This is a genomic window from Vibrio sp. Vb1337, from assembly GCF_033338715.1.
Lineage (GTDB): Bacteria > Pseudomonadota > Gammaproteobacteria > Enterobacterales > Vibrionaceae > Vibrio > Vibrio alginolyticus.
The window spans coordinates 59,722-75,569 of record NZ_JAWOTD010000007.1; the positions used below are offsets into that span (position 1 = coordinate 59,722).

Genomic DNA, 15,848 nt, shown 5'->3' on the forward strand with positions numbered 1-15,848 from the left:
TTATGACCAAACTCATCTACAGTGTGTTGTTGTGCCACTTTATCGCTGCGTTTGCCGCGTTAGGTATGCCGCTATTTCTACCCGTCGTGTTGCCAACGTTAGGCGCAAGCATTGATGCGGACTGGGCAGGGGTATTGTTTATCCTACCCACGTTTTGTACTGCGTTGGCGGCACGATTTTGGGGCAGCTTTGCCGATCGCTATGGTCGCCGCCGCTCACTCTTGCGTGCGCAACTTGGCCTTGCAGCAGGGTTTGCGCTGTGCGGCTTGGCAGACAACCTCGCCATGTTTGTGTTTGGTCTTATTGTTCAAGGAACCTTTGGCGGCACCATGGCCGCCTCAAACAGCTACTTATCTAGTCAAATTAAAGAAGCCAAAACACTCGGCAAGTCACTTAATAAAACCCAACTATCTGCTCGCTTGGCGCTGATCGTTGCGCCCATTGGGCTCGGCTGGAGCTTGTCAGAGACCAACCCGCTCAACGCGTACCTGTGGTTATGCGTTTTGCCTTTAATTGCTATGGGCATCACGCTAGCACTGCCAGCGGATAAACCCGCCGAACAAAACCTCGAAAAGCCAAACTCAGAATCTCAGCAAGAACAACCCATTGCACAGAAAAACGCAATGCATGCCATTCGTTGGATCTTCTTTGCTCAGTTCGGGTTTGCGTTTTCTATGGTGGTGACCTTTCCTTACTTCTCGCCGTTTGTGCAGCAATATGGCATCACTAACCACGCATGGATCGGTTTTTTGTACGCACTGCCGCATGGCGTCTATCTGTTGCTGGCAAGCAAAATCCACGTGTGGTCAGATGGGTTGAATCGCAATCAACCGCTGCGCACGTTGTGGCTTGGGTTTGCATTGCTGGCCGTGAGCTCTGCCTTGCATTTGATTGCGTCCGAAACCGCACTCATTGCTGCGAGAATTATCTTCGGCATCGCGATGGTGTGTTGTTATCACGGATTGCATCAGCATCTTGCGAGCAATCTGGATCGCAAACTCAGTGGCAAAGTATTTTCTCGCTTTGATGCCATGTCCAAATGGGGTGGCGTGGCGGCGGGATTTTGCGCTTCTTTCATTTCTAGCTTGGGGCTACTTGAGGTTCCTTTCCTACTTTCTGCGATAGTCAGCGTAATCACCTTGATCGCGCTGGTTCTCCACTCAAAATTTGGAAATCAACATGTTACAAACTCAATCCTCTCAGACTAGCGAGTTGCGCGCGCATGATGTGCAGCTCAATCGTGAGAAAGCCCAACTCAACACGATAATGGGTGTTCTTAATTGTTACTTACGTGAATTTGCACTGCCGAATCAACAAGTGGAATGGCACTACCAATCGACATCGCTACCCCAAACGTTAAAACGCAACTATTCCGCCAAGCAGCGGGTAGCCGTTCATCTTTCTCAACAAAATGGCGTGCTGGTTTTGCCGATTCACTACGCGAGCAAACTGGGCAAAATCAAATTGGCAGAACTGCCTTGGGCGAAAATGCCGGGCTCTGGTTGGGCGAAATTGGATGCCACGCAAACTCTTACGCTTTTGCTTAACTATCTCAAGCAGGTGTTGGCGATCCCGTTCAACCATGAGCTGATCGAACAACTGGAAAATAGCGTGCTGGTTACCGAGCAGTTTCTCAACGTCGCGCCCAAATCGCATCACAACGAGTTTATCGCTTCGGAACAGTCTCTGATTTGGGGGCATACTTTCCATCCGACCCCGAAAAGTCGTTCGGGCGTCACCATGGATGATCTCTTGGCGTTTTCTCCAGAAGTCGGCGCGCAAGTCCCGCTGTACTGGTTTGAAGTGGATACGTCCTTACTTGATGTGCTGAGTTCCGACGGAGAAGCTAACCCTGCTCAGCACATGCTACAACAGCTCGCGCCACAACACGCCACCAGCAATGGGAAGACCCTCTACCCTTGTCATCCTTGGGAAAGCTACACCATTTTGAGCAACCCAAGCGTGAAGCGTGCCATTGAACAAGGCATGATCGCGCCACTGGGTTTAGGTGGTGAAAAGATGCAGCCGACCTCTTCAGTTCGTACCCTCTACCACCCAGATATGGATTGGTTTGCGAAATTCTCCATCAACGTACGATTAACCAATTGCGTGCGCAAAAACGCGTGGTACGAACTCGACAGCGCCGTGCAGCTCACGTCGATTCTCAAACCAATTCGAGAAAACGAACAGCTGCACAACCCCGTATTTAAAGTGATGACAGAGCCTTACGCCACCACATTGAATCTAGAAAGTGTCGCTGAGCGTAATTGGGATGACAACACCAAAGCGCGCGAATCGTTTGGGATTTTATACCGCGAAAATTTCTCGCTGAGCGAAGTCGATATCTTAAAACCAACCCTCGCTGGCGCTCTGTTTGCTTACGACAAAAACGGCAACAGTTGCATTGCTCAACGCCTTAAAAACAAAGCGCGTACTACGCAAAATCGCTATTCCGACATCGCGACACTGTGGTTTGAGCGCTATTTGCATTGCCTAATTCCGGGCGTGTTTAATTACTACTTCAAACACGGGGTGGCGTTTGAGCCGCATTTGCAAAACACCTTGATTGGCTTTGAGCAAGAGATGCCGTGTTGTGTTTGGATTCGTGATTTGGAAGGCACTAAATTACTGCCAGAGTTCTGGCCAGCAGAAACATTAACTGATTTGTCTGAACGCGCGCGACAATCGGTTTACTACAGTCGCGAACAAGGCTGGAATCGCATCGGATACTGCACCTTTATCAACAACATCAGCGAAGCGATTTTCTTCATCGCAGAAGGTGATGAGCCACTAGAGCAAACGCTGTGGAATGCGGTGCAAAGTGCCATTGTGCGTTGGCAGTCAGTGAATGGAAAACAGCCGGAACTAGAAGCGTTGCAGAATGGCGGTCACTTCCCAAGCAAAAATAATTTCACCACGCGTTTGATGCAAAAAGCCGATAAGGAGTCGGGCTATACCCAAGTCGCTGCGCCTTGGCAGCAACACGAAAAAGGAGCGCAACATGTCTAATTCACTCTCTCTACCGACACGCGTTAGCCAGCAAATTCACACGCTCGCACAGCAGCAAAATCAACCCTTGTGCGCGTACTTGTATGATCTAAACGCCTTAGAAGAACACATCAAACAAATGCGCCACGTTTTGCCGAAAAATGTCGAGCTATTTTACGCAGCCAAAGCCAATCCATCAGGCCCGATTCTTAAAACGCTCGCGCCGTATGTCGATGGTTTTGAAGCGGCATCTGGTGGGGAGTTGGCACACCTCCACCAGCAACAACTCGATAAGCCATTGATCTTCGGCGGCCCAGGAAAAATGCCAAGTGAATTGCAACAAGCGATTGAGCTGGATGTCGATGCGATTCATGTCGAAAGCCTCACCGAGCTAAAGCGCATTGGAGCACTAACCGAGCGCCTCAACCGCCCTGCTTCGATCTTTTTGCGTATGAACATTAATATCGGCGACATCACGCTCAGCAAGTTGGCGATGGGCGGCAAGCCGACCCCTTTTGGTTTTGACGAGTCCGAGCTGAGCAATACTTTGATGTTGCTGCGCGATTTCCCGCAAGTGTCACTCAAAGGCTTCCATTTTCACTTGATGTCGCATCAGCTCGATGTTGAACGTCACTTAGCGTTAATGCAGCGCTATTTCCAAGTCGTGAAAGCGTGGCAACAAGAGTTTGAACTCGGTGAGCTGATGATCAACTTGGGTGGAGGCATGGGGATTAACTACCAAAACCCTGAGCAACACTTTCCGTGGATGGAGTTTTGCGACAAGTTGGAATTCCTCATCGCCAAAGAGCAAGTGCAAGATTGGACACTGCGTTTTGAATGCGGACGTTTCATCACGGCGGCATGCGGTTATTACGTGATGGAAGTACTGGATATTAAGCAAAATCTTGGCGAAAACTTTGTCATCGCGCGCGGAGGAACTCACCACTTCCGCACGCCAGCGGCGCAGAGCCATGATCATCCATTCGTCATCCTGAAAAGCGAGCAACACCATGAGATTTCTCATCCAATTCAGCATGCACAAGCGACCTTTGTCGGCCAGCTTTGTACGCCCAAAGATGTGCTGGCACGCAATCAACACGTCGCCCACGTCGATATTGGTGATTACGTTGTGTTTACCTTAGCGGGCGCCTATGCGTGGAACATCTCCCATCAAAACTTCTTGATGCATGAACCGCCGATCTTCCACTATTTTTAAACGGCATACTTCGCTTTACTCAGCCCCAATCATTGGGGCTTTTTTATTCCACTCGGCACAAATTAATTGCCATTAACCGCTTTGCGAAATAGCAATAATGCGTTTTATCAGCTCGTCGGGTTCCATCTTGGGATTGCGGTAAAAACGGAAGATTTCCGAGTTTATCGCTTGCTGAGCTACCGGATTGACCGCCATCGAATCAATCATACTCGGCACAGCGAGATTGTGTTTAACGCCGTAGTGAAAGTCTTGATATGACTGGACCTGACAAGGATTAAAATCGCTGATGTCGATATCGGTGCGTACCGGAATCGAGCCTTTTACCTTATTGAACTTAGCTTGAAACTCGACGTCTGTCAGCGCGCTCGCGGTTTGCTGAGCCGCCTCGGCAGAAAACGATTTGCTCGACATAAACACCAAACTGTCCATGTTGTAGAGGAATACACCATCGCTGTCCGGCGTTGGGTAACAGCCGATCTCTTGCGGAACTGAGACTTGATTGGCGAGCAGCTCACCCAAAATCCAATCTCCACCGATTTGAAACAGCGCATGACCGTCGGCTAGCGCTTGGGTCGCCGTATCCCACTTACTGTCAGGTAATTGGTTGTCGATCAACAAACTCAGGCGGCGAAATTGCGTCAGCGCTTGGCGCAGAGTTTCGCTGTCGATGCTGTCTCGCTCAAGTTTAACCATCGCATTGGTGTAGAACTCAACACCGCCAGTGGAGATCACTAAGTTCTCGAAAAGTTGGGCGACTTGCCACGGCTGCTCGCCGACCGCGATCGGCACGATGCCATTTTGCTTAGCAAGCTCCATGGCGGCGAACATCTCTTGCCAGTTGTTCGGCGCGGACAGATTCAGTTGTTTAAGCAGCTTGTGGTTGACCCACAACCAGTTCAAACGGTGCAGCGTAAGTGGCAGGGCGATATAGCCGTTTTGTGTTTTATTGATTTCGATAGACAGCGGGTAGAGCACCTCGTCCCAGCGCTGCTCATCCGCTACCGCGTTGACGTTGTGCAAAATACCGATGGCATCCCACGCTTTAATACTTGGCCCTTCGATTTGCGCGAAGCTCGGTGGATTGCCCGCCAGCGCGCGAGCTTGCAGTACCGTCATCGCGCTGTCGCCACCACCGCCTAACACCGGGCTTTGCAGCAGCTCGATATCATGCTGTTTTAGCTGAGCTTTGAGTGTTTGCAGCGCTTGCTGCTCGCCGTCAGAAGTCCACCAATGCAAAAACTCTACCCCTTGTGGTGACTCAGCGTGAGCGACGCAAGGGGCGAGCAACAGTGGGAACAAGAATACCAGTTTGTTCATAGTCAGTCTCTCGGGAAAGTCAGCGTGGCGCAGAGGCTGCCAAACTGAGAATGGCTCAGCGACAAACTGCCGCCGTGAGCCTTTGCAATGCTCTGTGAAATGGTTAACCCCAGCCCACTGCCTTCTTTATCGTTGCTAGCGCGGAAGTATGGCTGGCAGAGCTTTTCAAGTAATAAATCGTCAACACCATCACCGTGATCTTCAATTTCAATCTGGATCGACTCTGGGCTTTCACTCAGCGTAATGTCCGCTTGATGGCCGTATTTGAGCGCGTTATCGACCAGATTCTGAATGCAGCGCTTAATCGCTAACGGTTTACCAGCAAAGTGGGTGCGGATTTCACCGTGGATGCGAATTGTGTCCGGCGCATCGGCGATATTGGCGGAAATGTGCTGAATCAGTTGGGTGAAATTGATCGGCTCGATTTCCTCGTGGATATCGGTCTCTTTAATGCATTGCAATGCGCCTTTGACCATCAAATCTAGGTCGTTACTCAGGCGGATAAAGCGTTCTCGGTCGGCGTCGTCATCCAGCATTTCCGCCCGTAGTTTTAGGCAAGCAATCGGCGTTTTCAGATCGTGTGAAATGGCACTGAACAGCATCTCGCGGTCTTTAATGTGGCTGTCGATGCGTCGGTTCATTTTGTTAAACGCACGTACCGCCGCTTTCAGTTCGTTACTGCCGCGTTCAGAGACTTCGGGCACGTCTAATCGGCTCGACATCAGGGTTGCGGCTTTTGCCAGCTCTCGAATGGGTTGAATTTCTTTGCGAACGATAAACCAGGTACACAGCAACAGCATTAGCGCGGACACCAATAGCGTCAGCCATTGGCGCAGCTCAAAATAGTTAGTCTCTAGGTTGATGTAAGGCGCGGGTAGCACCGCCGCGAGATAAAACCATTCGTTCTGCGCGACTTCGACCTGCATCACCAGAATAGGCGGATTGAGGTCACCAAACGAAAGCGAATAATGCGCCCACAATAGCGGTAGTTCGTCGATAGGTAGCTCGTTGTTGAACACTTTGAGTTTGTCGCGCTGGGTGAACTCCACCTCGATATTAGGAATGCCGCTCAGCTCGCTTTCTAATACCTCGCGAACTTGGTTGATGACCAACGTTTTGCGCTCGCTCTCTGGCAGTGGGTCGACGTCAATCTGGTGATTGTTGAGTGAGACGAAAAAGCGCGTACCACCCATGTTGCGTAGTTGATTGAGCACCAAGTGGCGATATTCCGAAGGGAGGGTTTGAAAGAAAGCGATGGTGGAAGAAGCGCTCAATGCTAAGCTTTTGACTGTGGTGGTCAGGCCTTCTTTGTCGCGTTCGCTGGCGTGTTGATACCAGATAATCCCGGATAATACCTGCGCCAGAATGATCACCAGCAACAGGAACACACTGGTACGAACGACCAGTGATCCCGTCCAGCGTTTAATTCTCATAATGTACATCCGTGGTCAGCATGTAGCCTTTGTTGCGCACCGTTAGGATCAGCGAGCGGTCTTTATCTTCAAGGTGATGACGCAAGCGGCTGATCTGCACGTCAATGCCGCGTTCAAACGGGTCGGCATCGCGTCCCCAGATCTCGCGCGCAATGTCATCGCGAGACAATATTGATTGCGCGTGGTTGACGAACAAACCGAGCAGCGACAAATCCGCGCCACTCAGTTGCTTAACCTCGCGGCTAGCAACGTGGGTCAGTTGCCGGGTTACGGTATCTAATAACCAATCGTCAAAACGCACTTTACGCGTCAGTTTGCTATTGGCGGTCGTTTGGCTGCGTCTCAGAATCGTTTTGATGCGCGCGAGCAGTTCACGCGGACTGAATGATTTGGTGATGTAGTCGTCTGCGCCCATTTCTAGCCCCGCGACTCGGTCGGCTTCTTCAGTGACGGCGGTCAGCATGATGATCGGGATATCGGAGTTTTTGCGCAGTTTCTGGCACAGGGTAAAACCGTCTTCACCGGGCATCATAATATCGAGGATGATTAAATCAGGATGGTGATCGTTGAGCAGTTGCCACATCACGCCGCCGTTTTCCGCACAAAGCACTTCAAACCCTGCACGGCCAAGGTAATCTGACAACGCTTCGCGAAGGTCGAGGTTGTCATCGACGACCAGTATCTGCTTGTTTTCCATCCTACTTTCCCTGTGTCCGTCCCTGTGCCTGCCCCTGAGTTTGGCGCTGGCCAATATAATGCATTCTTAAACGCACATTCACAATCGAGCCGATTACAATTTTCACTTCTCGGTGTAAGAGATTTGTAAGCGGTCACTTACAAACTGATTGCCTTTTGTAACCTTAGGCGCCGCCTTGCTCGCTATGATCATCCTGACCTTACGTGAAACAACATGACCTGAAGGAATCAGGTCCTACAACACTGGCATTCGTCAGGAGGAAACCATGTTTGCAAGTATATTTGGACAACTACAAAAAATAGGGCGGTCGTTGATGCTGCCTGTGGCGGTGTTACCAGTGGCCGGCTTGATGCTGGGTATTGGTAACGCGGGCTTTGCGTTTATTCCAGACGCGGTCAACAAAGTGATGCTCGCCGCCGGTGAAGGCGTGTTCGGCAACATGCAGTTGATGTTTGCGGTCGGTGTGGCGCTCGGGTTATCAAAAGGCAATGACGGTGCCGCTGCGCTCGCTGGCTTAGTTGGCCTAATTATTATGAACGCATCGCTCGGTATCGTGACTGGCCTGCGCGGCTTAGAAACTGACGCCACCATCATGGGCGTTGAGACGCTGCAAACCGGGGTGTTTGGCGGCATCTTTATCGGTGCGGTCGCGGCAATCATGTACAACCGCTTCTACAACATCAAACTGCCGGAATATTTGGGCTTCTTCGCGGGTAAGCGATTTGTGCCCATTGTCACCGGTCTATCGGCGATCATCGTTGGTGCGATTCTCGCGTTTGCATGGCCACCTGTCGGACAACTTCTTGATGCATTCTCTCATTGGGCAGCGTACCAAAACCCTGTACTCGCGTGGGCGGTTTACGGCGCGGGCGAACGTTCTCTACTCCCGGTTGGTTTGCACCACATCTGGAATGCGCCGTTCTTCTTTGAAGTCGGCAGCTATGTAGACCCAGAAACCGGCAAAGAGTTTACCGGTGAGCTCACTCGCTTCTTCGCAGGCGATAAAACCGCAGGTTATCTGTCTGGTGGCTTTATGTACTCCATGTGGGCGCTACCAGCAGCGGCACTGGCGATTTACCACTGCGCGTCTCCAGAGCGTAAGAAAATCGTCGGCGGTTTGATGATGTCTGCGGCGTTGACCTCTTGGTTAACCGGTATCACAGAGCCAATCGAATTTACCTTCTTATTCGTCGCGCCGGTGCTGTACGTAATCCATATTTTCCTAACTGGTATTGCGTTTGCGATCACCGCATTTTTGGAAATCAAACACAGTACGGACTTTGCGCACGGCGCGATCCAGTTCTTCCTTTACTACCCAATGTCGAGCAACGCGTGGATGTTCATCATCATCGGTCCAATCTGGGCGACGCTGTACTATGGCTTGTTCCGCTTCCTAATTGTGAAGTTGGATCTGAAAACGCCGGGTCGTGAAACCGACATTGCAGAAGTGAAGATTGCCGGACAGCCTGATGAAATTGCGGTGGATGTAGTCGCTGCATTGGGCGGCAAAGCCAATATTAAGTCAGTCGATGCGTGTATCACTCGTCTGCGTGTCTCGGTAAAAGACATCGCTAACGTTGATGTTGCTAAGCTAAAAGCACTTGGCGCGCGAGATGTGTTAGTGATTGGCGACAGTTTACAAGCGATTTTCGGCACGCAGTCTGACTCAATTAAGTCAGAAGTGCACAGCGTACTCGCCACCTCCTGATCTTACCTCCCCCAATCTAGGTAAGATTTGCCAACCTCCTTGTGAGGTTGGCTTTTTCGTTTTCGGAGTAAAAAAAGCGAAGCCAATAACCAGCCCTACTTCGCCGCCGCGTTGGTTAAATTGCCCAGCACGCCGTTGATTTTGTTCAATACCTCGTCGCAGCCTTCAATATGATGGCGCTGTTTTAAATACATCGGATCGTTGTAAGCTAACCACGTTTTGCCTTCAGCATCTTCATACACCAACACTTTTTGGGGTAAATCGAGCGCCACCTCCTGCGCACAGATCATCAGTGGCGTGCCCACTTTAGGGTTCCCAAACACGATAACTTCGGTTGGTCGCAACGTCATATCGACTTTCGTGGCATTCTCTTGATGGTTAATGCGCGCAAAGACGTTCAACCCTTTTTCTTGCGCGATAGCGACAAATTTATCCGCCGTATCTTTTGCTGAATGCGTGCTCGCAACGGTTACCACACCCTCACCAGCCAACGCACTCAATGACGTCAACGCCACGACCAACCCGATGATTACTTTTTTCATTTGTCGTCCCTTCCTCTCTCTGAGTCGAAAACTAGATATAGAAAAACCAAGTGTAGGAAAACTATAGAAGTCAGATTCCGCTATCGCGAATTGCACTCTACCCACTCAAGAGTCGACCGTGTAACACGGATTAATTGATTCAGATTAATAAAGCGTTAACTAGCTGAGCATCAAAAGCGTGAAATACGTAACATTTACAGCCAATTTTAGTAAGAAAGAGAAAAATAGTGACACGCGATCAATTTGAGTTATTAGCACCCGGTGGTGATTTAGATTCCATCAAAGCCGCCATTGCCGCTGGCGCCGATGCAATTTACTGTGGGCTCGACCGCTTCAATGCTCGTAACCGAGCGACCAACCTCACCTTAGATAACTTAAATGGCGTGTTAACGTTGGCCCATCAGCACAGCTGTAAGATTTTCCTAACGTTGAATGTGCTGATTTTAGAAAGTGAAATTCCAGCGATTGTTCGCTTACTCAGCCAACTGAACACCACCAAAATCGACGGCGTGATCGTGCAAGATCTCGGTCTGGCCTACATTCTCAAACATCACTTTCCCGATTTGGATGTGCACGCTTCAACGCAACTAAACACGCATAACGAAGGCCAGATCCTCTTTCTCAACCAGCTCACCGCAAGCCGAGTAAACTTATCTCGCGAACTTAACATCGATGAAATAAAACATCTGGCGCAATTTGGTCGCGAGCACAACGTAATGATGGAAGTGTTTGTCCACGGCTCATACTGCATCGGATTCTCCGGAATTTGCTATATCAGTTCCGCTCGCAATGGTGCATCAGGTAACCGTGGACGCTGCAGCCAACCTTGTCGCGAACAGTACGAAACGACCAAAACGGGCAACAACTACCCACTCAATATGAAAGACAACTCCGCCTTTGGGGACTTGAAAGCGCTTGCCGATGCTGGCGTGTATTCATTAAAAGTGGAAGGACGAATCAAGAAATCACACTACGTCTATACCGTGGTCGATAATTGGCGTCAGCAAATCGATCGCTTGTGCGAGGGTTTGGAACTCGCTGAAGACACCACCGAGTTATACACGGTATTCAACCGCGATTTCTCCAACGCATTTTTGCAAGGTGATTTCGGCAAGGCGATGTACATCGACAACCCGCGCGACCACGCTGTAAAGCATTTTTCGAAGGTTTATCAATGCCAGTCTGCTGATGATGTGCAAGCGGTGAAAAAGAAACTCTACGACGACAAAACCGCGATCATTGAGAAAGTGGCAGAGCAAACCAAGTCGTTCGATGTCACTTCAACACAAGTATCCGGCAGCAGCTTGAAAGGGTCGATTGATGTGCCAACTCTGCCAGCGTTACCTCAACCAGAACCTCGCCAAGGTGCGCCAAAATTATCGGTTCTGATCTCGTCAGCACAAGAAGCCATGCTGTGCGAATACCAAGACATTGATGTTTACTATCAATTGCCAATGGGATTGTCTGGTGAACTGAGCGCGATGATTGAGTTGTTCCAAGCCAACCCAATGCTCAAACCTTGGTTCCCTGCCATTTTGATTGGCGAAGACTACCAAGCAGTTCGTGTATTTTTGGAAACCATCCAACCTGAATTGTTGATCACCAACAACTCAGGCGTCGGCATGATCGCAAAAGAACTCGGCTTAGGCTGGGTGGCAGGCCCACAAATGAACACGGTGAACTCATACGCGTTTAAATGCCTTCAAGACGAGTTCGCGGCAAGTGGCGCGTTTGTTTCTAACGAGCTGAATATGAAGCAGATGCGTCACATAAAGCGTCCGAAAAACATGCGCAGCTTCTACAGCATTTATCATCCAAATACCCTACTCACGAGCCGCCAATGTTTGTTCCAACAAACCGAAGGATGCCGTAAGGTGAAGGTCAACAAAGGTTGTTTGAAACGCTGTGATAAACGCACGTCTATCATCAACTTAAAAGACAATCCTTACGTGGTGCAAAAACAGAAAGGCAGCCACAATTCAATCTACAGCGAGCACAACGTATTGAACCTGCAAGTGCTGCACGATCTGCCGCAATTGTTTACCGATGTGTTGATCGATCTGCGTGATATCCAGACCGAAACGAAACTCTCAGCAAGCAAACCTGAGTTGATTGACGCGTTCTTAGCTCTACTTGAAGATCACAGTGAACAAGCCGTCCAAACGCTGAATGCCATGATTCAACCAACAACCAACGCGCAGTATTTGAAGGGGTTGTAGGGGAACAAAACTAGGTTCTACAACTTTTTGCTAAGGGCCAAACAAATAGGGGGAACTCTCAGGATTGCTTTGCCTGAGCGCCTCAATGCCAAGGTGAGAAAAATACCAATGAAGAGTACAAGTACCATCTTGGGACATCAGTGTATACGCTCCGGAGTTGAGCCATATCTTCTCTCCGACAGACACACCAACACCATCAATAAAGCAACGGTTCAAGCGATCACTCTCAAGCACGTACCAACCCGAGCGCAGTAAATCGCCTCGAACACTAGATTGTGTTTTTAACCCAAGAGTCAGAATAAACGGAGCAATAGATACATAGTGTTGCCGAAGAGCATCACGGTCCTCCTCTAATAACCAATCAGGAATTCGATAACTTTCGACGATGAGTATCGGCTTTACTGCACGAATTTCCTGCCAAACGTCATACTGACCCCGATAGTAGTTGTCTATCTTGATGGCAGATGTTCGCCAATGATAAGTAGATGGACGAAAAAGACCTATTCCTTCATAGGCAAAGATAGCGTCGTCAACTTGCGTGTGCCTTTCTATGAATGTTTGTAGGGCGACTTGGTGCTGATTATTATGTTGTACCGGATAGTGGAGGATACGAGCAATCACAATCAAGAATAGTACGATACAAGTGACGACCGTCCCTTTCGACCACTCCCGAGTAGATGAAACAACGTACTGGATTGAGAACGCAACAAATACCGCAAGTATAGGGTAAAGTGTGACCAAGTTATATGCATGATAGTGAGGGTTAGCCAAAACCGACAACACAGCTAATATAACCAAAGCTATCAAAAACTGAGCTTGCTTAAACGACAGTACTTTCCACTTACCGACACATATTCCCACTCCTATGAGAGCAAACAGCCAATAAACAATATCATGTAAAAAGTACTGTATCAGTACATCAACCTTCAGAGAGTTTGCGTCACTAACATGCGATGTCGAATACAGAAATAAATCAAACGTCGTGTACAAAAACAGTTCAAGTGAAGAGATTCCAACGGTCGCAACAAACAAAGCTACGCAAGAGATAATGCCTAACAAAAGCGCACTGACATCCAAGACAAAGTCACGTACGGAGCGCTTTTGAATTAGCCGAATAAGCCCGAAGAGCCCAATCACTACGCCAATCAAAATCGCCTTAAATTTGAAGAGTATCGCAAGCCCGAATAATAACCCCACCCAAAACAATTTATGAGCATCACTTCCTGGGCACACATACAACACAATGATTATTTGTAACCAAAGAAAAAGAATAACGAGGTCAGGACGAAGGTCAATGCCACGCATCACCATCGCAGAAGAGGCAAAGAGCAATAACAATGTAGTGAGTGCAATATTGACTGTAAATATTTGGCGAAGAAGCACATAGACTTGCCAACCTATCGCCAACAAAAACAAAACAAAAAACGAACGAAAAACGTAAATAAGCTCGAATCGTTCGCCAAAGAAAAAGTAAACTGGCGTCATCCAATCAAAAAGCAAAGTATAGCTATCAACATTGAAGTCAAGATTCGGCCGTTTCCCAACGCTCATTAACCATGTGGTATAAAGCGCCATGTAATCATCATTAACGAGCGCGAGATTGAATATGATGTAAACATAAAAACCGAATAACAGACTTAAGTTAATCCCAAGTAGCCATCTAACTCTTGCTTCACTCATCGCTTCTTAAGTATCCAAACTTGTTTCGTTTTGAGTAAACTCGGCCAAATTGACTCAAGCCATATCAACGGGCGCATTAAAATGCCTGGAATAAAGTTATAGACAAAGCTAGGAAAGAGCAGGATCACTTGAGAGTCTATAACCTCGAAACCGTGTGCATCTGCCAGCTTGTAAATACTAGATGTGCTATTGGTGTAAACATCTCCTCCTAGCTGTTCAGAAAAAAGTCGGGTCCAAGTTCGCGGAGACCACCTTAGGCTATCAAAAATAAGATATCCTTCTGGTGCAATTACCCGTTCAAACTCCGAAAACAACCGATCTTGATCATCGCAATGAAACAGAAAACGACTAGATAATACTACTGAAAACTGCTGCTCTGGATATGTCGTTGAATAGATGTCTTGTTTAGAAAAATGTGTTTTTTGGAACAAAGGGTTCTCGTAACAAACTGCGAGCATCTCATCAGAGTAATCTGCCGCATAAACTTTTTTAAAGCCAGACGCCTTAATAGTTGGAAGCATTCTTCCCGTGCCACAGGGTATATCTAGAATTGACTCTTGCAAGGAGCAGATATTAAGAAACTGTGAAAACAAAGACACTTCAGACTGATGTACAAATTGTCCACCAACATTTGAAAAACGTAGATCTTCATACTTTTTCACCGTTTCAGAATCACTGTAGAAATCTTGTTTTTCTTGCCGATTCGTTTTCATAAGTCACCTCTTTTCAGCGCTGAAACAAATGAGCTTGATTAAAGATGATGCGTTTCATTAATAGATATACAATTGGGAAACGAATCAACACGACCAAAATCTGCGAAATGAGAACATGAATGCCTACAATACTTTTAAAGATATAAAGCAGCAAAACACTCAAGAACAATGATCCTGCCGTTATGGTGATGAATTTAAAAAAGCTTCTTACATTTGTACAAACAGAAAACGTATATATTGAGTTCATGATGTAACTAAAGGCAGAACCCACTAAAAAAGACAAAACAGAAGATGTCAAATAATAGACATCAAAATAAATAAGAACACAAAAAACGAGGTAACTGACCAGAGTATTCATGATACCCACTGAACCAAACTTAACTATCTTCATCGCTACTCTTTATATTCCTTGTGTAACGAATAATGTAATCGGGTCGGTCTTGACCTTGCTCGAAAATTCGCCCGACGTAAGAGCCGATTAAGGCAATAAAGAACAATAAAATCCCTGAGAAAAAGACTTGGAAAAAGATGATTGATGTCCAACCATCGACAGTTGTGCCAAAAACGAACTTACTTACTAGTGCTTTGGTGAGATATAACAAGCCAAGTGACCACATCAATGTTGAGATAACAAACATCAGTTGAATAGGAAAGCGGGAAAAATTAAGTACCGCGTCTGACGCTAAAGCAAACATCTTAGTAAGTGAATACTTCGTTTCTCCTGCATGTCTACCATCACGTTCATATTGAATAATGGTTTGATTAAATCCGATAATGGCAAAAATACCCCTCAAGTATTTGTGCTTCTCTCGGTAACATGAAATGGCCTCTCTAACTGGCTTGGTAAATGCTCGAAAATCACCGCAATCTTCAATTAAATTAGCGGGAGAAGTAAGGGATAAAAAGCGGTAAAACAATTTTGCACTAATTAGCTTAAAAGCGGTTTCATTTCTTCTCGACAAGCGTTGGGCATGGACGATATCAAAGCCTTTATCGATCTCTTCCAAGAACTGTGTAATAACTTCTGGGGGATCTTGAAGATCGATATCAATTGTAATATTAATATCTCCAGTTGCAGCTTCGATTCCAGCAAACAAAGCGGTTTGCTGCCCAACATTCGCAGCAAGATGCACGATCACTAATCGTTCATCCGCCATAGCCAGCTTGTCTAAAATTACTGCACTTTTATCAACACTAGCATCATTAACTACAACAAACTCAAACAAATACTGATCGTATTGCTTAGCAATTTCGCACAAACGCGAGTAATACTCCTCGATGACAGACTCTTCATTAAAACACGGAGCGATAAAGCTAATTTTATCCATACTCCCT

Annotated in this window: 13 protein-coding genes; 5 read left to right on the top strand and 8 right to left on the bottom strand. The window is 47.6% G+C overall.

Annotated elements, in window-relative coordinates:
• Positions 1-2 precede the first annotated feature (2 nt).
• Genes R7E42_RS09840 through R7E42_RS09850 form a run of 3 tightly spaced genes read left to right on the top strand, consistent with a single transcriptional unit; the run spans position 3 to position 4,204 of the window.
• Positions 3-1,208, top strand: coding sequence for an MFS transporter (locus R7E42_RS09840; protein WP_239938456.1), 1,206 nt, complete (start codon positions 3-5; stop codon positions 1,206-1,208).
• Positions 1,180-3,009 (top strand): IucA/IucC family protein, encoded by a 1,830-nt coding sequence (locus R7E42_RS09845; RefSeq protein ID WP_318072618.1) that lies wholly within the window; start codon positions 1,180-1,182, stop codon positions 3,007-3,009. Before R7E42_RS09840 ends, R7E42_RS09845 begins: the two co-directional genes overlap by 29 nt.
• Positions 3,002-4,204, top strand: coding sequence for a type III PLP-dependent enzyme (locus R7E42_RS09850; protein WP_137282962.1), 1,203 nt, complete (start codon positions 3,002-3,004; stop codon positions 4,202-4,204). The genes R7E42_RS09845 and R7E42_RS09850 overlap by 8 nt, the downstream gene beginning before the upstream one ends.
• Before the next feature lie 72 nt (positions 4,205-4,276).
• On the opposite strand, the gene R7E42_RS09855 is transcribed toward R7E42_RS09850, so the two are convergent.
• Genes R7E42_RS09855 through R7E42_RS09865 form a run of 3 tightly spaced genes read right to left on the bottom strand, consistent with a single transcriptional unit; the run spans position 4,277 to position 7,651 of the window.
• Entirely contained in the window at positions 4,277-5,521 is a 1,245-nt protein-coding gene (locus tag R7E42_RS09855; protein WP_137282961.1) for an ABC transporter substrate-binding protein, read from the bottom strand.
• 2 nt (positions 5,522-5,523) lie between these two features.
• Positions 5,524-6,954 (bottom strand): ATP-binding protein, encoded by a 1,431-nt coding sequence (locus tag R7E42_RS09860; RefSeq protein WP_137282960.1) that lies wholly within the window; start codon positions 6,952-6,954, stop codon positions 5,524-5,526.
• Positions 6,944-7,651 carry a response regulator gene (locus tag R7E42_RS09865; protein ID WP_021450481.1) on the bottom strand — a complete coding sequence of 236 codons (708 nt, stop codon included), beginning with the start codon at positions 7,649-7,651 and terminating at the stop codon, positions 6,944-6,946. The genes R7E42_RS09860 and R7E42_RS09865 overlap by 11 nt, the downstream gene beginning before the upstream one ends.
• Before the next feature lie 265 nt (positions 7,652-7,916).
• On the opposite strand from R7E42_RS09865, the gene ptsG reads away from it, so the two are divergent.
• Positions 7,917-9,359, top strand: coding sequence for a glucose-specific PTS transporter subunit IIBC (gene ptsG, locus R7E42_RS09870; protein ID WP_079769832.1), 1,443 nt, complete (start codon positions 7,917-7,919; stop codon positions 9,357-9,359).
• A 95-nt stretch (positions 9,360-9,454) separates the two neighbouring features.
• Here ptsG and R7E42_RS09875 read toward each other — a convergent pair whose 3' ends face one another.
• Positions 9,455-9,901 (bottom strand): DUF302 domain-containing protein, encoded by a 447-nt coding sequence (locus R7E42_RS09875; RefSeq protein ID WP_042772558.1) that lies wholly within the window; start codon positions 9,899-9,901, stop codon positions 9,455-9,457.
• Positions 9,902-10,128: 227 nt separating this feature from the next.
• On the opposite strand from R7E42_RS09875, the gene R7E42_RS09880 reads away from it, so the two are divergent.
• Positions 10,129-12,120, top strand: a complete 1,992-nt coding sequence (locus R7E42_RS09880; protein ID WP_318072619.1) for a U32 family peptidase — start codon at positions 10,129-10,131, stop codon at positions 12,118-12,120.
• A gap of 30 nt (positions 12,121-12,150) precedes the next feature.
• Here the strand turns inward: R7E42_RS09880 and R7E42_RS09885 are convergent, their stop codons facing one another.
• The 4 genes from R7E42_RS09885 to R7E42_RS09900 all read right to left on the bottom strand — a co-directional run bounded on the left by R7E42_RS09885 (position 12,151) and on the right by R7E42_RS09900 (position 15,841).
• Positions 12,151-13,695, bottom strand: coding sequence for a glycosyltransferase family 39 protein (locus R7E42_RS09885; protein ID WP_318072620.1), 1,545 nt, complete (start codon positions 13,693-13,695; stop codon positions 12,151-12,153).
• A gap of 101 nt (positions 13,696-13,796) precedes the next feature.
• Complete coding sequence (locus R7E42_RS09890) at positions 13,797-14,513, bottom strand: class I SAM-dependent methyltransferase (protein ID WP_154204080.1); 717 nt, start codon at positions 14,511-14,513, stop codon at positions 13,797-13,799.
• Between the two features lie 13 nt (positions 14,514-14,526).
• Positions 14,527-14,904, bottom strand: coding sequence for a GtrA family protein (locus R7E42_RS09895; RefSeq protein WP_167415812.1), 378 nt, complete (start codon positions 14,902-14,904; stop codon positions 14,527-14,529).
• Complete coding sequence (locus tag R7E42_RS09900) at positions 14,891-15,841, bottom strand: glycosyltransferase family 2 protein (RefSeq protein ID WP_130545676.1); 951 nt, start codon at positions 15,839-15,841, stop codon at positions 14,891-14,893. The genes R7E42_RS09895 and R7E42_RS09900 overlap by 14 nt, the downstream gene beginning before the upstream one ends.
• Positions 15,842-15,848: the final 7 nt, after the last annotated feature.